This is a genomic window from Microcoleus sp. bin38.metabat.b11b12b14.051, assembly GCF_013299165.1.
Taxonomy (GTDB): Bacteria; Cyanobacteriota; Cyanobacteriia; order Cyanobacteriales; family Microcoleaceae; genus Microcoleus.
Genome location: NZ_JAAFKD010000010.1, coordinates 13379 through 37170, shown reverse-complemented (window position 1 = coordinate 37170; position 23792 = coordinate 13379). Strand labels below are relative to the sequence as shown.

Genomic DNA, 23792 nt, shown 5'->3' with positions numbered 1-23792 from the left:
TGAGCAGTGCTGCAAATAGAAAAGCTAAATAAGTCTTACGGCGAGCGTTCAGTGCTTAAAGATTTAACACTACACATTCAAGGTGGCGAAATCTATGGTTTGCTAGGTCAAAATGGGGCAGGGAAAACTACAACTATCAATATTTTATGCAACTTGCTAAATGCCGACAGCGGTAAGGTTTCCATCAATGGCGAACCTGTTTCGGAATCTACTAAACTATTAATTGGTGTAGCGCCTCAAGAAAATTTGCTTTACAAAAGCCTTAGCTGTGAAGAAAATCTGAATTTTTTTGCTCAAATTTACGGTTTGGATCGCAAACAGCGCAGCTATCAAGTAGAACAATGTTTAAAAGCGGTAAATTTGATAGATAGAGCTAAAAGTCCGGTGGAAACTTTGAGCGGAGGAATGCAGCGCCGTTTAAATATTGCGGTGGCTTTGGTGCATCAGCCTAAATTAGTAATTTTAGATGAACCGACAACGGGTTTAGATATTGAGGCTCGTTATGAAATTTGGGAGTTGATTCAGCGTTTACAGTCGGAAGGAATTACGATTTTGCTGACTACTCATTTGTTGGATGAAGCTGAACGTTTGTGTCAGAGAATTGGTATTTTAAAGAATGGTAGTATTGTGGCTGAGGGCAGTTTGGAGGAGTTGCAAAAATTGATTCCGGCTCAGGAAATTATTGTGGTTAAAACTGCGGAAGAAGAAAAGGCGATCGCCCGCGCGGCAGAATACAGCTTTATTCCCCGTCGCTACGGTAGCGATTTGGCTTTTTGGCTGCCGGAACGTTTGGAGTTAAAGGATATTATTTTGCTGTTTGATGGAATTTCTATTGATTCAATTGCTCGCTATCCGGTGCGGTTAGAACATATTTATGTTGAGGTGACAAAACAAAGTGAACAATGACATATAGCCGAGTCTCAGAAAGATGAGGTACTATCCGGGGGCATAGGGCATAGGGCATAGGGCATAGGGCATAGGGCATAGGGCATAGGGCTATTCTCACTTTTTTGAGAACCGCTATAGTGCGAGAGTCTCGCTTCTTGCGAACAGGCAAGATGCCTGTTCCACAACACATTAAGTTTATTGTGGAACAGGCATCTTGCCTGTTATTGAAAAACTTATTGCCAATCGTGCAAGATGTGTCTAACCAGATTTGATATTAAACGGCTTTTGCCCACGATAGCCAAGTTTCCATTGGGCGGAAACCGACTGATTTGTAAAGCTTTGTCGCGCCTGTCAAACTGTCTGCATCGACGCTGAGTTTAGCTGTGTTTGCACCCGCGGCTTTTAAGGTGTGCAAACCTGCGAGCAGCATGGCTTTTCCTAATCCCATTTTCCGAAAGTCGCGTCGCGTACCTAATAATTCAATCCAGCCGTCTTTTGTGTTGCTGCGGGGGTTGGTTTGGGGTTTGATTTGACAGTCGCAGAAAGCTGCAAATTTACGATCGCCCGAAACAGCAATTAAATCTAGTTCTGGCTGATAATTTGGATCGCTCATCCAGTATCGCACGATTTCGGCGGTTAAGTCATGGTGGTTCCAGTGATCGATAAATGACTGGTTGAACATTTCTACCCAGGGTTGGATGTCTTTTTCCCCGGATACGTGTGTTAGCGCAAAATCTGCGGGAAATTCGGGTGTGGGAATTGGTTCGGCGAGCGATCGCACCATTGTGAGAAAATAACGATCGACCTCAAAGCCCTGTTTCTCGAACAACCGCATCTCGTAGGTTTTATCCTCGCGGCTGTAGGTACGCAATTTCGCTGGTAAATTCCGTTCTTTCGCGACTTCGCCCAGTCGTTTTTCGCCCCATTTAACGATATCTTTTTCCAAATCTTGGCCGCGCAGGTTTGGATGCACGTAAAACCAGAGACAGCCTTCTATTTCATCCTCAGAATCGGGCATATCTAGGAGTGCTAAACCGAGCAATCTGTAGTTACCGTCTTCCCACAACTGTACGTCGCGGGCTTTGTCGAGTTTGGGGGCGTCGAGTACGAGCTTTAGTTCGCTGGCGGATACTTCTTCGCCTGGGCCATCGACTGCTTCGCAAGCATCGATTAAATTGGCGATCGCACACCAGTCACTTTCGCCTTTGTAGGAGCGTGTTGTCAAGATATTCATAGAAAACTTTGCAATCCGTAATTTCGGACTGTTCCTATTAATGGGTATTTGCAAATGAGTACAGTAATTCGGACATTTTGCACAAATGTCAGTAACAGGCAAGATGCCTGTTCCACAAAAAATTTATGTTCTTGTGGGGCGGACACCACGGCCCGCACGTCAAATGATTTTGGTTATTTAGAATGGTGTTGATAAAACTCAGAAACCTGTTTATATCACCCAGGCTTTCAGGTTTTATCTCATAGCGCAATCTTGAAATACTCCCCGGCAGACAGGCCCGGGGATTCTTGACACTTCACCGACGGATGCTACCGAAGTAGTCTTACCCTGTCTCTGTGTCCGTTTAGAGTCGTGGAGATTCCCCATCCCGACTTTGTTTATATTCTTAGCAGCATTCTCATCTCGATCATGTTCAGCCCCGCAATTTAAACATTTAATTGTACGGACTTTTAGATCGAGCTTTCCCCATTTAAAACTGCACTCAGAACAAACTTGACTGGTAGGCTCCCAGCGGCTAATCACCACATAGTCTCTGCCGAACTTCTCACATTTAGCCTCGCACAAAGTTCGGAATTCCGCCCAACCTTGCTGACTAATCACTCTCGAAAGTTTGCGATTTTTCATCATCCCTGACACATTTAAGTCTTCCAAGATGATAGCTTGGTTTTCGCTAACAACTTTAGTCGATAATTTGTGCAGAAAGTCTTTGCGAGTGTCGGCAATTTGATTGTGAACTTTAGCGATCTGAATCCGAGTTTTTCTCCTACGGTTAGAGTCTTTTTGTTGACGTGCTAACTTCTTTTGAAGCTTGCGAACTCTCTTGTCTAGCTCTTTATAGGAGAGACTTTCGGCTTTTTCACCATTACTCATGAAGGCGAAAGTCTTGATGCCTAAGTCAATACCGATGCTTTGGTTTTTGGCTTCAATATTAACAGGCTCGACCTCGACCACAAAGCTTAGGAAATAACGATTAGCACAATCTTTCAAAACCTTGACCGAACTGGGATTAGCAGGTAACTCTCTAGACCAAATCGGCTTAATGTCGCCAATCTTGGCTAAATACACTGTTTTATTATTTAGTGAAAATGCTGCTTTTGTGAACTCTGCCGACTGGCTGTTCATCCTTTTTTTGAATCGAGGTTGCCCTACTTTTTTGCCTTTTCGTTTTCCCGAACAGGAATCGAAAAAGTTTTTGTAAGCACTCTCTAAATGCCTCAAAGACTGCTGCAATGGAACAGACGAAACATCCTTCAGCCATATTCTTTCTTCAGTCTGCTTGGACAAAGTGAGAATTTTAGCTAAGACGTTGTAACCAGGGTATTTACTGTTCTTGCTTAAAGCCAGAGCATCATTCCAGACTACCCGGACACAACCAAATAGCTGAGCCAAGCTCTGCTTCTGTTGGTCGGTCGGGTAAAATCTATACTGATAGCGAGCTTTCATTGTTTATGTTAAATTTGTCTGTAGTTTCATTGTATCTTGGTCTACTGTGTCCTGTTTGTTTCTTGAGTCGGTGGAGCGCCCCTGGAAGTGCTTAAACGCTATATTCAGAACCAATTAAAGCCGTCCTAAAAGGACGGGGTTTTAAACCCAGTTTTCTGACAAAAATTGGTTTGCCTTTTGGGCTGGTTTTGTATTTTAGTCTCAAGCTAGAGGAGCGCCCAATGTTCGCAAGCAGCGCCCTCGCAGTTATCAAGGCTGGTGCTTGATTAACGGTTATTTAAATAAATTTGATACAGCTAAGTAAAGAAGTTTTCACCCCCACCGGGTAGTTGATTTTTACTTTTGCTCTGTTTTACAATAAATCCTGTTTTAGGGATTTGTTGCTGCTCCTATTTACTCGCCCGTTTGGGGGAGGGGACAGGTTGAACTTATTAAAAAGTTCTCTATTTCAACTATAACTGCTCAGGTTTTTTTTGGCAAGTTTGAGGTCAGGAGAGTTTTGTTTATATTAACTGGAACTTTGATATGGCTACAGAAGCAACTCTGTTTTAAGCGGCCGTAACTGTAGTTTTGATAACTTTTTGTGGCACTTGAAGATTTAATTTTATCCAAACGTTAAACTAACGTTAAACTGCTTTCTCGGATGTGCATGAGGTAAATATGCTCGACAACCTCGATTTAAATATTTCGTTGGATAAAGAAACCTATGATGCCAAAATCGAAGTTTTAATGCAGCAGTTGCGATCGCTCCAACAAACCTGCTGGGAAAAAAAACTGCCCGCAATCGTTGTCCTCGAAGGCTGGGCGGCGGCTGGGAAAGGCGCTCTGGTTAAACAAATGGTGGGTTACATGGACCCGCGCGGGTTTGCTGTTCACCCGATTTGGCCGCCGTCAGAGGCAGAAATGGGCTATCCTTTTTTGTGGCGGTTTTGGCAAAAACTGCCGGCGCGAGGGCGGATTGGCTTTTTTTATCACAGTTGGTACACTCATGTTTTAGAAGACCGATTGTTCGATCGACTCTCCGACGCCGAAGTACCGACAGTTATCAGACAAATCAACGCCTTCGAGCGGCAGATGGTAGATGACGGCGCCGCAATTGCCAAATTTTGGATACACCTGAGCAAAAAAGAACTCAAGCATCGGCTCAAAAAACTAGAAGATGACAGCTTACAAGCTTGGCGAGTGCGGCCAGAAGACTGGAAACAAGCCAAAAAATACGAAGAATACACAGCTTTGGCCGAAGAAATGGTGACTCAAACCGGCACGGGCCCGGCACCTTGGACGCTAGTAGAAGGGGACTGTCAGCGCTGGGCGAGAGTCAAAGTTTTAACGCAAATGGCAGCGACAATTACAGAAGCCCTAGACAGACTCCCGACGCAATCTGCACCCGCTTCAGTGCCGCCTCAAGAAAGATTGCAGCCCGCCGAACCGGATTTGCTCGCGCAAGTAGATTTAACGCAATCGCTGTCGCCAGATGAATACAAAGAGCAACTTCGCGAAGCCCAAACCCGTTTTGGTAAACTCCAACAAAGCATCGACAAAGAAGAAATCCCGGTTTTAGTGCTGTTTGAAGGTTGGGATGCGGCCGGCAAAGGAGGAGCGATCAAACGCTTGACAGATGTCCTAGACCCCCGCAGTTACGCCGTTAATCCGTTTGCGGCCCCCACGGATGAAGAAAAAGCTCACCACTACCTCTGGCGGTTCTGGCGGCGGTTGCCGACTGCTGGTAAAATCAGCATTTGCGATCGCAGTTGGTATGGTAGAGTGCTGGTCGAGCGAGTGGAAGGATTTGCCACCGAACCCGAATGGCGCCGAGCTTACCAGGAAATCAACGAATTTGAGGAGCAACTCACCAGTTTCGGTTGTGTCTTAGTTAAATTCTGGCTGCACATCAGTCCAGACGAGCAACTAAAGCGGTTTACAGAACGACAAAACAATCCATTTAAACAATACAAACTGACTCCTGAAGATTGGCGGAATCGGGAAAAGTGGAATTATTATGAAGTGGCGGTGAATCAAATGATTCAGCGCACCAGCACCCCGGCTGCTCCCTGGACTGTAATTGCGGCCGATAACAAGTATTATGCTCGTGTTAAAGTAATTCAAACGGTAACGCAGGCAATTCGGAATCAACTGAAACGCCGATAAATTGGGATTGGTTAAGGTGTAACAGGTAATGGGAAAAATAGCAAGCACAAAACAGGCAAGATTGCCAAGTCAATTTCACCTGCCGCCTGCTCGCTCCATTGCCAATTACCGATCGACTATTACCAGTTATCAATTACCAATTAACTGTCAGCAATCTGTGGCCCTCCTCAAAAGGGGTAACAGCCCCCGACGCTATGAGTGTGGAGATCGTAAAATTTTAGACCAAAGTGCCAGCTCCTAGATTCATCTGTGGAGTCAATCTAAAATCGTTCGACGCTCGCGAAGTCGAAGTCTAAAATCGTTCGACGCTCGCGAAGTCGAAGTCTAAAATCTAAAATCGACAGACTGGAACTAGCGCCTGCGATTGCCTGTAACCAATAGTTGATAGCTGACTGGAATCGAGCATTTTTTAGAAATGCGATCGGGATGCGCGATCGGCGAAAGTTAACAACCCAACCGCTCCCTGCATTTCCGATCGCAGCTAAATTAGCGCTCGTTCCACACTTCCGTACTAATTTATGAAGACACAGAATATTGCAAGATGCCTGAACTATTTGCTCGCATTCTATTTCTATTCCTCCTCTTCTCACTGATCAAATCGTGGTGGGATCAATCGGGAGGCAAAGACAATCCGTTAATAGATCGGCTGCGCGTTTTGCTGCTGATCAGCCTTTTGTTCCTGGCTTTTTTCGCGCCAGACACGCCAGTCGGAGCAGCGATTTTCGGCTTAATAGCTTTCTTCTTTAAGCCACTGGGTTTTTCGATTTCGTTACTGGTGATTGCATCGGCGCTGATCACGAACGGGGGCATCCGCAACCCGGCGCCGAGAATGATCCTGGCAGCGCTGCTGGTTTTGATTCTGTCGAGTATGCCAGTAGTGGCTTATTGGTTCGCCGATCAAGCAGAACGGGATGCGGCTGCACGCACAGTTTGCTGCGACGAAACAGCAGCGGCGATCGTCCTACTGGGCAAGGGAACAACTAACAGTCACAACGCCAACCGAGAAGCGATTCAACTGACAGATACAGGCAATCGCTTGCCCTATGCTGCGGTTTTGTACAAAAAACAACTAGCACCTTTGGTGATTGTTAGTGCTGGGCCCAGAGCAGATTTGCAGAATTATACTGGCGAAGGTAAAGAAATCCAAACTTTGCTGGCAAATAACATGGGCGTGCCGTCCAACAGTATCGTTCTAGAAGATAACGGCCGCAACATACGCAGCAGCGCCGAGGAAGTCAGAAAAATCCTCGACAGCCGCGGCGTCGGGCGCAAAGTAATTCTGGTAACATCTGCAATTCAGATGCGCCGTGCCAGCCTCACTTTTGCGAATATGGGAATCCAGGTGATTCCCAGAGCTACGGACTTCTACACTTACCAACCCGTGTCAGGAGGGAAAACCCGACTGCGCTTAGATGCGGCAGATTTCCTGCCTAGTGCAGAAGCTTTGGTAACTACAACACGAGTATTCGATGAATATTTCGGGTCTGTTTATTACTATTTGCGCGGCTGGCAGGCTCCCAGGGTCTAAAGCGGCAAGTTGGTGGTGTTTTTCTGAGGCAACACCGACTGCTCCCCAGATTGGTTTGACATCTCATGAGAATGAGACCTTTGTGGGGGGCTGTATTTTCTCATTCCGGCGGGGTCGCCGACGGCAAAATTGGCAGTTAATAAAAACACGGCCCAAAATATAGGCTCCTCCCACTTAGATTTTTTTGGAGGTGTTTCTGCGGCTTTGACTGATTCAACGTTGACTTTGATGTCTAGTTTGCCTTCAATTTCTTTGCCCTTGAGCACTCCCTCTTTGCAGACACCCTTAAAAATCATCGGAGCGGGTTTTGCTTCTTCTGCTTTCGCTTCGTCTGGCATTTTTTTATCCTGGTTTGAGTAGATCCGGTTGGATAGTAGATTCTCAGAGGTTCGGGGGGTTTCCGGAAAGGATTCCGCGAACTCTGAAAAAATTAAATTAAATATGCACCCCGCCCCTGGTTGGGGATTAAAAATAAGAAGTTGAAGGCATTTCCAGCGAGTGCTGGTGTGTTTTCGCTAGCAGCGCGCCTTGGAAGCTGCTACTTATCTATCGGGTAGAAAGGGAGATTTTTATGCAAAAACAGGTTTTTAGAAAAAATTGTCAATAAATTTATTATGTCCGCGCAGGCAAAAACGTCAACAGTACCAAGGCAGAGCATGGTTGTGTTCACAAAAGAAACCTGGTTTTTTGCATAACGTGATGTGAGGCAATTATTTAAAGAAACAGGTTTTTGGTTGAGAAAATGTTCAATTTTTAATGTTCAATTTTCGATTGTGACTGACTTACTGCATAAGGGTTTAGAGCTTATAAATGAGTTGCATTATTTTTGTGAAACTGGTATCTAAAGCGTATCGCGACTGGCAATCTCAAATCTAAAACGATCTATATAAATGTAGATGAAGCTTTAAAATAAATAAGTATGTTCCTAGCCAGTGAAACGGATCTTTCGCTGGCGGTTATGATAGCAATACACATTCTGTGACAGCGCATCGGTTTATTGGCGCGATCGCAAGTTAATCGCAAGTGAAAAAACCCACCAGCAAACTATCCTCCCTGCAACCTGAACAACTGGCCGCTTGGGCAACAGAGGCAATTAAGCGCAGTAAATCCGGTCAAATCCCCGCTTACGTACCACTTCTTGCGCGAGCCGACAGACAAGGGTTTGCCGTGCAAATTAGGGCAATTGAGGGTCAAATTTTGAGCTGGGGCAGCGCTGCTACAACATTCCCGCTGATGAGCGCAATCAAGCCTTTCGTCTTCCTTTACTTGCTGTGCGAGTTGGGGGAAACAGCGGTGTTTGACTGCGTGGGCTGTGAACCTTCGTCCATGCCTTTCAATTCCCTGACTCAACTGGAAATAGATAAAGGGAAGCCGAGAAATCCGATGATTAATAGCGGGGCGATCGCCCTAGCGTCTTTAATTCCGGGTAAAAATGCGATCGATCGCTGTCAAAACCTGCTAACTTGGCTGAACCAACGAGCAAAAAGTCAGTTATTTGTGGACGAGTTAATGCTCGATTCGGTGAATGCAAATCCGAATCAAAAAAATTGGGATCTTGCCGCTTCAATGGTAGAATCGGGTTATCTCCACAACTCAGAAATTGCGTTAGAAACGTACAATCGCGTCTGCTGTTTGGCGGGAACCGTAGAAGATTTGGCTAAGTTGGGAATGCTGTTGGTAAGTGGTGGCGATGCAGCGGAAAACTGCCGTACTGTGAAAGCGCTGATGGCTACTTGCGGTTTGTATGAAGCATCCGGCCGTTTCGCGCTGCGGGTAGGAATTCCGGCTAAGTCTGGTGTTAGCGGGGTTCTGTTGTCGGTAATTCCGGGTGAAGGGGCGATCGCCTGTTACAGTCCGCCTTTGAATAAAGAAGGCAATTCTGTCGGTGGTTTGTTTCTATTGGAACAAATAGCTAAAACTCTGCGGCTTAGCGTATTTGATTAGATTGGGGCATGGGGCATGGGGCATCTCGCCCTGAGCGAAGTCGAAGGGTGGGGCATTGGGCATGGGGCATTGGGCATGGGGCATTGGGAAGAATCAATCGGCCATCACATCACAACGAATGACGAATGACTAATGACTAATGTCAACTGCCAACAGTCAACAGTCAACAGTCAACAGTCAACAGTCAAATGTCTAATGCTTTTCACCCAAAATAGCATAAACTACAGTTTCTTCTTTTTTACCACGCAATTGAATCGCCCCTACTTTTTGGCCTTCGTAGCGATCGCGCACATAAGCAAAAGTCCTCGCCGTCACCAACAAATTAAAAGGACTGTCAGACACAATTTCCTTATTCATCGCCTCCAGTCTAGCAGCAACGTTGACAGCATCGCCAATTACAGAATAATTCAAACGCCGGGAACCGCCAACAGTACCAGCAACTAACTGCCCAGTATGCAAGCCGATGCCAAACTTAATTAAAGGTTTGCGTTCAATTCTAAGCTGCTGATTAATTTCGTGGAGTTTTTCGTGCATGGCGATGCAAGCCGCAATTGCATTTAAAGCATCTTGTTGAATTTCGGGATATTCATTATGGCAAAAAGGCAGACCAAAAACTGCCATAATTGCATCGCCGATGTATTTATCGACAACACCGCCGTGATCCATAATACAGTCAGTCATGGCTTCTAAATAATTATTCAGCCAGTTGAGCAAATCCCGGGCTGGCATTTTTTCTGAAATCGAAGTAAAACTGCGAATATCCATGAACAATACAGTTGCTGTAAGTTCTTGAGGTTCGAGTTCTCCCTGTTCAAATATCTCTGCTTTGCGTTGCCAAATAAGCTGAGCAGTTTCGGGGGCGACGTGCTTTTCAAATAACCTCATCAATTGCTGTTTTTCGTACTGTTCCCGCACTTGTAAAGCAGTTCCCGATAAAATTAGGGTGCCGATGGGTGCGGCAATAGGAATCCACCAAAAATACCAGCCAAATAACACAGCAGCAGCGGCAATCCAAATTACAGGTAAACCAAGGGCGATCGCAATTCTTTCTTTAACACCTCGGTTGCACAGCACCGAAGTAGTAAGCGGGCCAATCCCCAACAATAACAAAATTTCTACCGCTACGGGCAGCCGCTTGAGCAAGCGTTGATTGAGCAAATTGTCAATCAATGCTGCATATAAATAAACCCCAGCAGTAGTCTTGTTGAGAGGTGTAGATATCTGGTCAAAACCCGTAGCGACTAAGCCGACTAACACTAATTTATCAGCTAAAGCACTTTCAGGAATTCTACCTTCTACAATATCAACAAAAGCATAGGTGGGTAGATTTTGGGTTTTCCCGGGCCAGTTAAGCCAGACTGTTTGTTCCTGCATATTTTCTGGCTGCGGCAGCAATACAGGATTTTGTGGGTTAGCAGCGTTGTACCTCTGAGTCATTGCTAAACCGAAGTTAGGAATGGAGTCAAGAAATATTTTTGAATCGCGGCTAATGCCGTCGCTGTTGGGTTCGTGCATGATATGTCCGACACCTGCGGCGGCTGCTTTTAAAGATGCTACGGGTTGTTCTTTTGTGGTTCTTGGGAGTACAACTTTGCCGCTGCTGGCGATCGCACTGGCTAACATTTGATCTTTGGGACTCGGATCGAGGAAAAGAATGTCGAAACCAACTGCTGTGGGGGGAGATTTTTTCAGGGCTGATAGAAGTTCGGCGTAGCGATTGCGCGGCCAAGGAAACATACCGTATTCCCGCAAGCTTTGGGGTTCGATCGCGATTACGGCAATTCTATCATCCCAACCCGGATTTGGCAAAATTCCCGATTCGCGAATTTGAAATAGGGTTTTGTATGCCAAAAATTCGATGGGTTTCCACATTCCCAGTTGCAGCATGGCTACTGATATGATACCTGCTAAGGCGCCTGTCAGCCAGGGAGGATTGGTGATGAGATATTGCCGGATGCCAATCAGTTGATGTTGTTTGAGACGATCGATCGATTGTTTGAACTTCATGCAATTAGTTTGATGCAATAATTGATATTCGATGCTGATGTTTCAGATTAGAACAGCGGGCGGTTTCAACCGCGTCTCTACAGACACTCATCCGCTTCCGCTGATGTTCGAGATTTAGGATACCGGGCGGTTGAAACCGCGTCTATAAAGACAAAATCCGCCTCCGCGGATTGAAGATGGGCCAGTTAAAATTACGTTGTCTTCTCTAGTCTACGGAGGTGGACGAAAGTTTGACAGGAAAGTGTTTCAACAGCCGTCCGATCTAAATCGGTTGTTTAGGGAACTGCGAGGCTGTAATGCCTTTCTCTGACTGACGATCCTCGTACTACAATTTTGAGACGGCGGCTGGCTGGTAAAATCCCTTGAATTGTGAATTTGCCCTGTCGATCGATCTTAATCGCTTGGTTGTTGACATAAATTATGTCGATCGGGTTAATTTGACCTCTGAGGCGATAGATATTGCCGCCAAGTCTCGACAAACTGCGGACTTTGAGTTCGGCTAGGCGAGGGCTCGCTGAGGGCGGCGCGGGAGGAGTTTGAGGGAAAATTGCGGTAGCACTGCCGCGGTTGACAACTACTTCCGAGTCGTTGTTACCTGATACTCCGACTGCACCTTCAATGGTTTCGACTGCGGTTTTGCCGTCTGCACCGACGCTGACTCCAAAGGATGTACCCCTGACTCCGGCCACACCTTCGGGGGTTTCAACCCTGACTGGGGCGGTTCTGGGAGATTTTTTTTGCTGGGCAATGGGCTCGGATTTGCCTAGTCCGCTGAAGGTATTTAGGGCCGCAATTTGGTTGGGCGGGATAATTGTGGAGGTGGTGGCGGAGGCTGTGGGCGCAGCAGTTTTGCCGATCGACAATCTGACTCGCCCTCTGCTGACAAAAATAGCTGTGTCATTTTCGCCTGAACTGCTTGACAAATCGGATATTTTGACTGCGGTTTTTTCGGCAACTTCGACGATGCCGGTGTGATTGTCGATCGCTAACCGGGCTGTGGAATCGGGGCCGGTAATGATTTCGTCTCCGGGGGCGAGGAGGCGATCGCCTACGACGGCGGGCCGCCCTTTAAAGGTGACTGTACCGCGAAGTTCTTGAATTTCGAGCGATCGTCCGGCCGCTGTTCCTTGAGCGTTGATTCTGTCAGTTGAGGCTGGATTCGTGGCAGATATTGCTAGATTTTTGGGAGATTTTGAGCTGGTTGGCAGTGCTGGCGGTCGATCGACTGAGACAATTTTAGTAGGGTTTGACTGTTGTTTGGGGGATGGAGGCAGCGGACTGGCGATCGTAGAGCGAAAGGCTGGAAGACAGGCGAGTACAGCTAAGGACAAACTTAGGAGCGGAATTTTGCTCGATCGCCAGCACGTAAAAATTTTATTCATAATTTCTATTATTTCATGTTGAAGTTCCTAGACTTCATTTCCTTTATTAGACTCCTTAAATCCGGCAATCGTTCCATTTTTTCTGCCATAAAACAGCATCCCAAATAAGCTTTCTCAGCAGGAAAGCTTAGCATTAAATTTGATTTTTATTGTTATATTTTAGTAAACTGTTACAACGCAGGGCAGTTTTCTCAAATTCGAGCTGCGGGGTTTGCGTTGTCCAGACTAAGAGTCTTTCGGAGCATGAGCTTTTGCTGGTCTCAAGGTTCCAGAGCCAATATTTATATATAGCAAATATAAAATTAATTACTGTTTTAGAAGGATTTTTGCCTTCTACCGGAAGGATGACTAATTGGGTAGAAATCCAGTAGTTTTGGCAATTAATAAAAAGATGAGCTTGAGGAAGCGATAAAAAATAATTATCTAAGTGGTGCGGCGGGTGCTGACGAGTGTCGTGGGGCCCTGTGGAACTCGATCGGGCTGGGTATGCCGACGGGCGAGCTGGCGATCGAGCAACTCCGAACTAGAATACCGCTTTTTAGGAAAAGTCGATCGAAATTTGGCGGGAAAATCATCGGGGGCGATCGGGCGTGGTGCAGTTGCTGCTCGATCGAGTCCACCAAACTGTAAAATGAACGCTTGTATATATGTGATGTAGAGCAGGAGAACAATTTCAGTGGCAATAGAAGTAGGTCAGAGAGTTAAGGTGCGCCGTCTCAGAGATCGGATACCTGCAAATATGGTGGGCAAGATAAAGGAGAATCCAGTAGGCACTGTTGACAGTTTCAGAATGGTTGATGGTAGCGGAGTAGGCGTGGTAGTCAAGTTTGACGTTGGTTTTGCGACTTGGTTCTTTGAGGATGAGCTAGAAGCCCTTTAACAGAAGGCAGTTGTCAGTGGGCAGTGGGCAGTCGGTAGTGGTTCTTTCTGATTCCTGATGTGTGAGTTGTTAGCTGCTACCAATCACAACTGACAACTGACAACTCTTCGACTTCGCGAGCGCGCAAGCTGACAACTGACAACTCTTCGACTTCGCGAGCGCGCAAGCTGACAACTGCCCCAATCTCGATCGCCGTTGCGCTTAAATGTTAAGTAGTAAGCTTTGGCATTGAGAACAGAAAATGGCTTTGATTTTGACATTTTTGGGCAAAGGCGGCACTGGCCGCAGTACGATCGCGATCGCAACAGCTAAAAAATATGCCGCTCAAGGCAAGCGAGTTCTGCTACTCGGCCAAGATCCTGGCCCTGCATTGAGTATTCTGCTAGGAGTTCCCCTGACTCTCACCCCGCAGGAAATCGCCCCGAACCTGAAAGCAGTACAGGTAAACAGCGCGCCGCTGCTAGAGCGCAGGTGGGACGAAGTTAAACAACTAGAAGCGCAATATGTCCGCACTCCGTTTTTCAAGCAGATTTACGGTCAAGAATTGGGAGTATTACCGGGGATGGATAGCGCGCTGGCGTTAAACGAACTTCGGGAATACGACGACAGCAAACAATACGATGTCATTGTGTATGACGGAAGCGGCGGCATGGATACGCTGCGGATGCTGGGAATGCCGGAAATTTTGAGCTGGTATATCCGCCGCTTCCGTCAAGCTTTCGTAGATTCGGATTTGGGGAAAAATTTAGCTGTGTCGCCTTTTATTCAACCGATTGTCAGTACCGTGTTGGCGGTGGATATGTCGGGAGATAATGCTTTTCAATCTACGAAGCAAGTCGATAATCTATTGGATAAAGGTAAGGATGCGCTGGCAGATCCGAATCGCACGGCGGCTTATTTGGTGACGACACCAGATGCAAGTGCGATCGCCACTGCGCGCTATTTGTGGGGAAGTTCTCAACAAGTTAGTTTGACTGTCGGCGGCGTAATTGTCAATCAAGCAGCGGTGACAGAAACTATTGCTGCGGATTTCGCTCCTTTGACAGCGGTTTCGGTGCCGACGCACAGCGATAATAATTGGCAGCCGTTAATTGATGCTTTACCAGATTTTTCTGAAGCAGCTAAAGCTCCTAAACCAATTAATATTAACACAGCACAGCGTTTAGTGAGTTTATTTTTGCCTGGGTTTGACAAGAAAGAAATTAAATTGATTCAATCCGGGCCAGAAGTGACAATCGAAGCGGGCGATCAGCGGCGCAATATTTTGCTACCTCCGCAGCTAACTGGTAAATCCGTAACTGGCGCTAAATTCCAAAACGGTTACTTGATTGTTTCTTTTTAACACTAAAGTCCCCACCAGAAACCCAGGTTCGTAGTGAGGACTTCAGTCCTTCTTCATCCAGGTTCCTACTTGTAGGGTGCGTCGCTATAAAAAATATCTAACTAAGTATCAAAAAACTGATAGCGACGCACCTTAGACAATGGCGAATCGAACACGGCGAATCCAACACGGCGAATCCAACACGGCGAGGCGAATAGAATTCGGCGAGGCGAATAGAATTCGGCGAATAGAATTCGCGTCTACACAAACAAAACCCGCCTCCGCGGGTTGAAGAAAAGAAGGTTAAAATTATTTGACATTCTTGAGTCCGCGGAGGTGGTCGCTGAGCTTGTCGAAGTGCGGACATTGTTTGTGTGCCCGTAAACTCTGCGAATTCCATTCGCCGTATTATCTTTGGTAGCTGCGAATTCCATTCGCCGTATTATCTTTGATCGTTGCTTTTACCGTTACCATTCCCATTCCCGCCAGTCGTTAGCAAAACCCGCTTAGCCAAAGGTTCCGGTACTTCTTGCAAACGATCGAACTCCCAGTGAAAAAATCCCACACCCATCGTCTGCGATCGCAATTCTACGATCAAATCCTGCATTTCCGCGATCGGCAAATAAGCAGAAACAGCATCCCATCCCTTCCAATCTGGTTTACCTTCGTAACCGAGAATTTGCCCGCGATGTCCGCTGACCAATTGCAACACCTTTGATGTACACTCGTTAGGAGCGCAAATTTCCACTTTCGCGATCGGCTCCAGCAAAGCAGGTTCGCACTTCGCCATCCCATCCTGCATAGCCAACCGCGCCGCCTGCTTAAAAGCTTGTTCCGAACTATCAACAGAATGATAGGAACCGTTAGTCAGTGTCACCGATACATCTACTACCGGAAAACCCAGCGGGCCGCGATCCAAATACTCGCGCACTCCCACTTCAACGCCGGGAATATACTGTTTTGGAACGACTCCGCCGACTATTTTGTCCGTGAAATTGAAACCTTCTCCGCGCGGCTGCGGTGCGATGTCGAGGTACACGTCGCCAAACTGTCCGTGTCCCCCGCTTTGGTGTTTGTAGCGCCCGTGGATGGATGATGCGGGTTTGCGAATGGTTTCTTTGTACGGGACTTGTGGTAAGTGAGTTACCATCGGCAAATTGTACTTGCGGCGCAACCTGTCTAAGGCGACTTTCAAGTGGATTTCACCTTGACCCCAAAGTATAACTTCGTGGGTGTCGCCGTGCTGTTCCCAAACTAAAGATGGGTCTTCTTCTAATAGTTTAGCTAAGGCAGAACTCAACTTAACTTCATCGTTGCGCTTTTCCGGGACGATCGCCAGTGCGTACACAGGCGAGATGATTTCGGCTTTTGGCAATAATTCGTCAGAACCCAACACATCGCCTGTTCTCAAGCCTTCCAGCCTGCCCACAGCCACAATTTCCCCAGCCTTCGCCGACTGCAAACTTTGCGTTTGTTGGCCAGTCAAGCGGTACAAACCGTTAACTCGAACCCCGTTCAAAACTGCTCCATCTGCGAGAGTTCCCCGCCACATTCTCACCAACGATAACTTGCCTCCCTGTGGCGTGTAATAGGTTTTGAGGATTTGACCCAGAACCTGGCTCTCGCTTTGTATATTGCGCCGATCGGCTGTAGTTTCCGGTGTCGGCGCTTCCCTCAGCAAAGCTTCCAGCAGAGGCCGCACGCCGAAATCTTGTTCCGCGATACCGATGAATACAGGTACTATTAAATCCGCGCCTAATTCCATCTTGAAATCGCGGGTAATCTCTTCAGCATCGGGATTGATTTCTTCCAGCAATTCTTCCAGTAAATGGTCGTCAAAATTCGCTAATTCTTCGAGCATTTCCTGTCGCGCGGCGCTTTCTTGTGCTTTGAGGTGTTCGGGAAGCGGGACAGGATCTGCGGGTGCGCCGGAGTGATAGTCGTAAGCTTGTTCGGTTACTAAGTCGATAAAACCGATGATTTGTTCGTTTTTGCCGATCGGGTATTGGTGAGGTACAATTGGTCTGCTAGAAACCGATTTGAGCGCGTTGAGCACTTCGGTGAAGTTGCTACCGCAGGTGGTTTCGTCTGTGCAAGCCCGATCGATCTTATTGATGAAAACTAGGTGCGGAATTTCCCAATCGTCGAGGAATTTGAACAGCGGGGCGAGGGTTAAAGTGCGATCGGCAACCGGTTCGCAAACAATCACCGCTGCATCGACACCGATAAGTGCATTGTAAGTTTCTTGGGCAAACTCGATCGAGCCGGGACAGTCAAGAAATGTGAAGCGGACGTTTTCGTATTCAGCGGTGGCGCAGTTGACTTCTACACTCATTTTGCGATCGCGCGCTTCCGGCGAACTATCACCTACAGTATTACCATCCTTAACATTTCCCTTGCGAGCGATCGTCCCCGTCACCGACAGCAAACTTTCCAGCAAAGCGGTTTTCCCGCTTAAATAAGGGCCAACAATTGCCACATTTCGCGTAGCCGCAATGACATTTTCGTTCATATTGCCTCCTACAGAAAGTGAAGGGGAAGGGGAAGGAGAAGATGATGATTCAGGAAAAAAACTTGTGTTTGCCGGTTTCTCCGATCTCTTCCCTTTTGAACGTGAAAACTTTTATTTGTGATGCTTCTTAGTTTAATCTTAAAGGGAGACACTAATTCATTAATTACTATGAACTATTAAGTAGTTTTGTAAATAAGTTTGAGTCGTGAAAATGCTAATCCCAGAAACCGGGTTTCTTCCCTTATTTCTCGTACTCAACCGAAAATATTCATAGAAACCCGGTTTCTCGCCACGCAGCGAGAGAAATGAGTTGTTCAGTCGTGAAAATGCTCATCCCAGAAACCGGGTTTCTTCCCTTATTTCTCGTACTCAACCGAAAATATTCATAGAAACCCGGTTTCTCGCCACGCAGCGAGAGAAATGAGTTGTTCAGTCGTGAAAATGCTAATCCCAGAAACCGGGTTTCTTCCCTTATTTCTCGTACTCAACCGAAAATATTCATAGAAACCCGGTTTCTCGCCACGCAGCGAGAGAAATGAGTTGTAGGGTGTGTCGCCCTCGACAATCCCTAAAAATGACAGACAATCTCATAGCGACGCACCTCCGATCGCAATTCCCGTGTAAACAAAACAAACAATTTTTCAGTTTGTTTGTTTAGCCTCATGTCTAAGGTGCGTCGCCCTCAGATTGTCGCTCTTTGTTGAGGGATTGTCGATCGCGACGCACCCTACAAAAACTGGTCAAGTTTAATTGCGCTTGGGGAAGAAAAGGGCGATCGCGCTTTGGGAAGAAAAGGTCGATCGCACTTTGGGAAGAAACGGGTGATCGTACTTTGGGAAGAAATGGGCGATCGGGCTTGGGGAAGAAAAGGTTAATAGCGGTAGCAAAAATTTAGACTATCTGGCATAATTCAACAGGCATATTATAATTCAATACGGTTTACTTAAGATGGTCATTGCGAGGAACGAAGCAATCGCAACGTCTATTTATCATCGGTTTTCCCTGTTGTTATTTCTTAAGTGAACTGTATTGTATTATAATTGTCAATAGCTACGATCCACGACGTATAGCGGTTCTCAGATAAATGAGGTATGCAGAAACCCTGTATTGTCAAGCTTTCAGGTCAAAATTCATACCTCACCTTTTTGAGAAAGGCTATAAATTAAAAACTGTATGATCGGGCATCATTACTTTGCAGGCATAAAGTGCTTTACGCAGATTTATTTCAGTGATTTTTGCACCTATAAAACTTACGTTTGTTAAACGAGCGTCTGAAAAAGTTGCATCAATCAAATTTGCATCACAAAATATAGTATTATATATATTCGTCGCATTAAGGTTTGCACTAGCGAGATTTGCATACATAAAGCTTGCATCCTTGATTCTTGCACAAATCATCTGTGCTTCCACAAGATTCGCGTGTTCCAAATTGGCTTGTGTAAAATTTCCTCCATCAAGATAAGCTTCAGACAGATTTGCAAAACGGAGATCTGCTTTTTGAAAATTTGCATCTTCAATATGTGCTATCCCGCTAAGATCTACGTAGGAGAGATTTGCTTTTTCAAAATTAATGCCCTTAAGTTCTGCATCAATCATACTTGCATTACTTAGGTCTGGTATTACATGAGGGTTATTCTTGCGCCAATTATTCCAATAAACTACTCCTTCTTTCAGTATTAGAAGATGTTCACTATTAGCCATTATTTTTCCTGTTTTTTAGAATTTTTATTGTTAGGCGATCGCCCCCTGCACCCTCTCCCATCCTTTGCGCTACCGCATGGTAGATTCGAGAGAGCGATCGCAACTCCTTGATCATTTACAAAGTGGTCAAAGCCATTTCTGACCGTTCCACGAATAGTCTGGGTAGTCGCTGGACATAAACTCTTTGGCAGCATCCAGTAGCGTCTGATAAGTCATACTATCTTTTTTGTCCCAGTAATTATTGGTTAAATAATCATGGAACTTCCGATCTTGCCTATCATCCATCCCCCTCGTTACTTGTTTAAACAGATTGGTTCTGAAATCATGGTCGGATTTATATCCCATTTCAATTCCATCCTTTGCATCACAGTATACTAGATTCTCAAGAGCGATCGCCCAACCTTTAACTTGTCCTGTAGATATGGGCGATCGCAAATTTTATTATTTTCTTTAACGCAATAATCCGTCTAACCAACTACTAACTCCTTCATCAACGAGTTCACCTGTCTCTCCATACAAAGCTTCTCCGTACCAGTCGCTTGGTCTCTCGTCGCCTCGTTGGCTGCCACCATATCTGGTATATATTTCTTGGTGTTTTCCTGCCGCTTTATTTCTCACAAACCAATTCCTATCTTTTTTGTAATAGTGAGCATGGTTTTGTGATAGTTGCTGGCGCTTGCTATAGTCAATGTCATCTTCAGTATCACCCACTAGAATCTCATCTGCATCTGTAGCCACTTTGTAGTAGCCATTACTAATTTTTTGAGCACTATCAGGCCAATGAGCCATCGACTTGTTCCTCATTAAGAATATTCATCTAAACCTCAGTTGCGTACAAGGATGACTTCGTTAATGTCGGCACTCTTCTCAGACAGCCCGATCGCAAATCTCGAAAGCAATGTCTGAAAGAGTAAACTACTAGCACCTTTCGCTCAAAAAATCATACAATGAGCTTGCTTCGCCGATCGCCCACCCACTCACGTCAGAAAACGTTATATTATGTTATGTAAAAAGTTATAAAAAATAAGTTATGATAACTAAAAATTACCTCAGATGCGACCTATGGAGCTTAAGGAAGTCTTAAGATTTGCCGATGAAAAGGTCTTTGCCAAAACAGGGAAACACTTAGACGACCTGCAAGAGGCGATTTTAAAAGAAACGCTCCAAGGTCGAAAATATGCGGCAAAAGTAGCCAAAGACCGCGATTGTAGTGAAGGTTATGTTAGGGTGGCTGCTGCTGAACTCTGGAAACTACTTTCAGAGGTATTAGGCGAGGAAGTTAGTAAAGTAAATGTTAGAGCGATACTAGAAAGAGCGAAATTTTATAATAGTTATTCATCTGCTATTGATAAAAATTATGGAACAGTTAATCATAACCTCAATATTTGTCAAGAAAAAGCGAGAAGTCCTACACCTCCCCAAAACCCCCAACAAACCCCAACCCAACCCCACATCGACTTAGGCGACGCACCGGAAATCTTCAGGTTTTTCGATTCCCTACGGGATAGCTTCGCCGCGCGTCCTTCCGAACTCTCCACCCTCCAAAACTGGATAACACAGCAACGCACTCGCCTCATCGCACTCCTCGGAATCAGCGGCATCGGCAAAACAACCCTCTCCCTCGGCCTCATCAACCAAATCAAAACCGGCTTCGATTACGTCATCTATCGCAGCCTCCGCTTTTCCCCAACCCCAGAAGCAACTCTCACCAACCTGCTGCAAATCTTTCCCCAACCAACAGAAACTCCCCAAAACATTGACACCAAAATTTCCCAACTCCTCAACCACCTACGCAACTATCGCTGTCTGATAGTCCTCGATGACGTGCAAATGCTTTTTTGCAGCGGACAACCCCCAGGAGAATACAAATCTGAATGTGAAAACTATCAGTTATTTTTTAAACTCATTGCCGAAGTTTCTCATCAGAGTTGTTTGATGTTGAATAGTTCCGAAAAACCTAGAGAATTTGTCCGATTAGAAAAAGAATATCATCCGGTGCGCTCCTTTGAATTGGGAAGTTTAGGAATAGCAGCTATAGATATTTTGAAATCAGAAAAGTTGTCCGATGAGGAAACATGGGAAACATTGATTGATATTTATCAAGGAAATCCCCTGTGGTTGGAGTTAACTGCAACCCTGATTCGAGAGTTGTTTGGGGGTAGCGTTGCCCAGTTTTTGCAGTGCGAGATGCCGATTTTAGATGAAGGGTTGCAATCTCAGTTATCTCAACAATTTCAGCGCTTGACTCCGCCGGAATTGGCTGTGGTGACTCACTTTGCTAATCTAGCTGAACCCGTTGCTGTGACCTATTTTTTTAACAAAATACCGTTGTCGTCGTCTGAAATAGTCAATGCAGTGCGATCGCTCAGAAGTCGGTTTTTATTGGATGCAATGGAAGAGGAAAAGATAACTTTGTTTAGTTTGAATCCTGTGTTGAGACAGTATGTGCAAAGTCGGTATCTCTCTAATTGATGTCAAATTAGGTTGATAGATGGGATGGGAAATGGTAGTGTCCATTAGATAAAACGGCGGTTGAAACCGCGTCTACACAAACGATGTCCGCCGGACGCCGACGGAAGAAAATCAAGAAATATTAACCGCGCATTCTTCAACCCGCGGAGGCGGGTTTTGTCTGTGTAGACGCGGTTTCTTCAACCGCCGGGTATTTCGCCCGGTATTTCGCCCGGTATTTCGCCCGGTATTTCGCCCGGTATTCTGAACCGTCAGGAAAAGATTTTATGCTGAAATTAAGTCGGGGAGGGCGGGTTTATGAGATTGTTGATTGCGATCGTAAATTGTTGATGAACCCGCCCCTACAAATTGTCGGTGAAAGAGTAATTTAATTAATGTCTCAGCAACCGCAAACCGCTCAACGTTACTAAAACTGTAGAGCCTTCATGACCGATGACGCCGATCGGCATTGTGATATTTCCGAGAAAATTAGCAGCCAACAACAGTATAATACAACTGAGCGCAAACACAATGTTTTGTTTGACCACATTTTGAGCGCGACGCCCCAAACTAATTGCTTTAGCTAGTTGTTCTAACTTATCCGCCATTAATACGATGTCGGCGGTTTCTAAAGCGACATCGCTACCGGAAATTCCCATCGCAATTCCTACGGAAGCTTGAGCGAGGGCGGGGGCGTCGTTGATGCCGTCTCCTACCATTGCTACGGTTTGATACTGGGCTTGCAGTTTCTTAATTAGGTGTACTTTGTCTTCGGGCAAAAGTTCGGCGTACACTTCATTGATTCCTAATTGGCGGGCGATATATTGAGCGGTTTGCTCGTTGTCGCCGGTCAGCATTATGATGTGTTCTATGCCTAATTTTTTCAGGCGTTGGACTGTGGCTGCTGCTTCCGGGCGGACTGTATCTGCTACTGCAATGATGCCTAAAAGTTCATCGCCCTTTGCCACCCAAACAACCGTTTTTCCTTCCCCTTGCAGGCGATGGCTGACTTCTGTCAATTCGGCGGTGGTTCCGACAAAACCTGCTTTACCAATGGTAATGGTTTGATTGTCAACTTGGCCGACAATTCCGCTACCAATTTTTGCTTGTACGTCGATCGCACTTGACAACGATAACTCTTGCTGATTTGCAGCCTGGACGATTGCTTGGGCGATCGCGTGTTCGGAATGAGTTTCGAGAGCCGCAGCCAATTGCAGAACTTCTGTTTGAGTATATCCGGTTGCTGGTACAATTTGGATAACTTGCGGTTTTCCGGTGGTGAGGGTTCCAGTTTTGTCAAAGGCGATCGCCCGAACTTGACCAATTATCTCTAATTGCGCGCCACTTTTGAACAAAATTCCCTGTCTCGCGCCGTTAGCAATCCCCGACAGCAGCGCCGGCATAATCGAAGCCATCAGCGCGCAGGGAGAAGCGACTACTAGGAAAATCAACGCGCGATAAATCGTATCTTCCCAATTCCAGCCTAAAATAAAGGGCGGCAAAGTTGCCAGCAGCAAGCCTAAACCGACAATTAATTTAGCATAACCGCGCTCGAACTTTTCCACAAACTGCTGAGAAGGCGGCGCTTCTGTTTGCGCTTGCTGTACCAGCCGAATCACTCGCTGAATCAAACTGCTTTCTGGATTTTTGTGAACTTCCAATTTGAGCGCGCCGAAACCATTAATTGTCCCAGCATAGACTTCATCACCGGCAGTTTTTTCGACTGGCATCGATTCGCCGGTAATTGAGGCTTGATTTAGGGTGCTAAAACCTTCGATAATTATCGCATCTGTGGGGATGATTTCTCCGGGCTTGACTAAAATACGATCGCCAATTGCCAATTTATCGATCGCAATTTCTCGTTCCCCATCGTACATTAACACCCGCGCAGTATCGGCAGTCAAGCTCATCAAACTGCGAATACTCCGTTCAGTCCGCTGCATAGCATAACCTTCCAGCGCGCCGCTAATTGCAAAGATTAAAATTAAAACCGCACCATCCACAATTAAATGATATTCTCGCCGCCACAGCCCCAAACCTGCCGCGCCCAAAGCAGCGACAATCATCAATAAATCTACATCTAATTCGCGTTCTTCAATAAGCGTAGTCAAGCCTTCGCGGGTGCTGGAATAGCCACCAATCACGTAAGCAGCGGGCAATATTAACACCGCTAAGCCCAGCCAACCGACTTGTAGGGCGATCGAACCAAAAATTACGAGAATTCCGCACAGGGCGGCTGTCACAGCATCGGGATGTTCTTCTGCGAGGCGCGAGATGCGAGAGATGGGGAGGGAATTGGGAGTCATTGGGAAAATTTGATTTGATAGAATGACTCCTGCATCGTAAACCTTGA

At 46.0% G+C, this 23792-nt stretch carries 17 protein-coding genes; 8 read left to right on the top strand and 9 right to left on the bottom strand.

Annotated features, from left to right (window positions below):
- Nucleotides 1-6 precede the first annotated feature (6 nt).
- Entirely contained in the window at nt 7-906 is a 900-nt protein-coding gene (locus QZW47_RS12830; RefSeq protein ID WP_293127768.1) for an ABC transporter ATP-binding protein, read from the top strand.
- 256 nt (nt 907-1162) lie between these two features.
- Here QZW47_RS12830 and QZW47_RS12825 read toward each other — a convergent pair whose 3' ends face one another.
- Together QZW47_RS12825 and QZW47_RS12820 are read right to left on the bottom strand one after the other, a co-directional pair.
- Nucleotides 1163-2122, bottom strand: a complete 960-nt coding sequence (locus tag QZW47_RS12825; protein ID WP_293127766.1) for a GNAT family N-acetyltransferase — start codon at nt 2120-2122, stop codon at nt 1163-1165.
- A 234-nt stretch (nt 2123-2356) separates the two neighbouring features.
- On the bottom strand, nt 2357-3565 hold the full coding sequence (locus tag QZW47_RS12820) for a transposase (RefSeq protein ID WP_293127764.1): 1209 nt from the start codon (nt 3563-3565) through the stop codon (nt 2357-2359).
- Nucleotides 3566-4225: 660 nt separating this feature from the next.
- Here QZW47_RS12820 and pap point away from each other — a divergent pair.
- Together pap and QZW47_RS12810 are read left to right on the top strand one after the other, a co-directional pair.
- Nucleotides 4226-5713, top strand: coding sequence for a polyphosphate:AMP phosphotransferase (pap, locus tag QZW47_RS12815; protein ID WP_293127762.1), 1488 nt, complete (start codon nt 4226-4228; stop codon nt 5711-5713).
- A 541-nt stretch (nt 5714-6254) separates the two neighbouring features.
- Nucleotides 6255-7241, top strand: a complete 987-nt coding sequence (locus QZW47_RS12810) for a YdcF family protein (RefSeq protein WP_293127760.1) — start codon at nt 6255-6257, stop codon at nt 7239-7241.
- On the opposite strand, the gene QZW47_RS12805 is transcribed toward QZW47_RS12810, so the two are convergent.
- Nucleotides 7238-7579 (bottom strand): hypothetical protein, encoded by a 342-nt coding sequence (locus QZW47_RS12805; RefSeq protein ID WP_293127758.1) that lies wholly within the window; start codon nt 7577-7579, stop codon nt 7238-7240. The genes QZW47_RS12810 and QZW47_RS12805 overlap by 4 nt on opposite strands.
- 685 nt (nt 7580-8264) lie before the next feature.
- Between QZW47_RS12805 and glsA the strand changes: the two genes are divergently transcribed.
- Nucleotides 8265-9185: a glutaminase A gene (glsA, locus tag QZW47_RS12800; protein ID WP_293127756.1), complete on the top strand. Its 921-nt coding sequence runs from the start codon at nt 8265-8267 to the stop codon at nt 9183-9185.
- A gap of 192 nt (nt 9186-9377) precedes the next feature.
- Here the strand turns inward: glsA and QZW47_RS12795 are convergent, their stop codons facing one another.
- A complete protein-coding gene (locus QZW47_RS12795; RefSeq protein ID WP_293127754.1) occupies nt 9378-11192 on the bottom strand; it encodes an adenylate/guanylate cyclase domain-containing protein in 1815 nt (604 codons plus the stop codon).
- A 275-nt stretch (nt 11193-11467) separates the two neighbouring features.
- Nucleotides 11468-12574, bottom strand: a complete 1107-nt coding sequence (locus QZW47_RS12790) for a FecR family protein (protein WP_293127752.1) — start codon at nt 12572-12574, stop codon at nt 11468-11470.
- A 439-nt stretch (nt 12575-13013) separates the two neighbouring features.
- Between QZW47_RS12790 and QZW47_RS12785 the strand changes: the two genes are divergently transcribed.
- The 3 genes from QZW47_RS12785 to QZW47_RS12775 all read left to right on the top strand — a co-directional run bounded on the left by QZW47_RS12785 (nt 13014) and on the right by QZW47_RS12775 (nt 14796).
- Nucleotides 13014-13232 (top strand): hypothetical protein, encoded by a 219-nt coding sequence (locus QZW47_RS12785; protein WP_293127750.1) that lies wholly within the window; start codon nt 13014-13016, stop codon nt 13230-13232.
- Nucleotides 13233-13250: 18 nt separating this feature from the next.
- Nucleotides 13251-13454 (top strand): DUF2862 domain-containing protein, encoded by a 204-nt coding sequence (locus QZW47_RS12780; RefSeq protein ID WP_293127748.1) that lies wholly within the window; start codon nt 13251-13253, stop codon nt 13452-13454.
- 241 nt (nt 13455-13695) lie between these two features.
- Nucleotides 13696-14796 (top strand): ArsA family ATPase, encoded by a 1101-nt coding sequence (locus QZW47_RS12775; RefSeq protein ID WP_293127746.1) that lies wholly within the window; start codon nt 13696-13698, stop codon nt 14794-14796.
- Nucleotides 14797-15217: 421 nt separating this feature from the next.
- Here QZW47_RS12775 and QZW47_RS12770 read toward each other — a convergent pair whose 3' ends face one another.
- The 3 genes from QZW47_RS12770 to QZW47_RS12760 form a co-directional block, all read right to left on the bottom strand.
- Nucleotides 15218-17287, bottom strand: a complete 2070-nt coding sequence (locus tag QZW47_RS12770; protein ID WP_293127744.1) for an elongation factor G — start codon at nt 17285-17287, stop codon at nt 15218-15220.
- Nucleotides 17288-18442: 1155 nt separating this feature from the next.
- Nucleotides 18443-18988, bottom strand: a complete 546-nt coding sequence (locus QZW47_RS12765) for a pentapeptide repeat-containing protein (RefSeq protein ID WP_293127742.1) — start codon at nt 18986-18988, stop codon at nt 18443-18445.
- 450 nt (nt 18989-19438) lie between these two features.
- A complete protein-coding gene (locus QZW47_RS12760) occupies nt 19439-19777 on the bottom strand; it encodes a hypothetical protein (protein WP_293127740.1) in 339 nt (112 codons plus the stop codon).
- Between the two features lie 273 nt (nt 19778-20050).
- On the opposite strand from QZW47_RS12760, the gene QZW47_RS12755 reads away from it, so the two are divergent.
- Nucleotides 20051-21460: an AAA family ATPase gene (locus tag QZW47_RS12755; protein ID WP_293127738.1), complete on the top strand. Its 1410-nt coding sequence runs from the start codon at nt 20051-20053 to the stop codon at nt 21458-21460.
- 371 nt (nt 21461-21831) lie between these two features.
- Here the strand turns inward: QZW47_RS12755 and QZW47_RS12750 are convergent, their stop codons facing one another.
- Nucleotides 21832-23745 carry a heavy metal translocating P-type ATPase gene (locus QZW47_RS12750; protein ID WP_293127736.1) on the bottom strand — a complete coding sequence of 638 codons (1914 nt, stop codon included), beginning with the start codon at nt 23743-23745 and terminating at the stop codon, nt 21832-21834.
- Between the last annotated feature and the right edge of the window lie 47 nt (nt 23746-23792).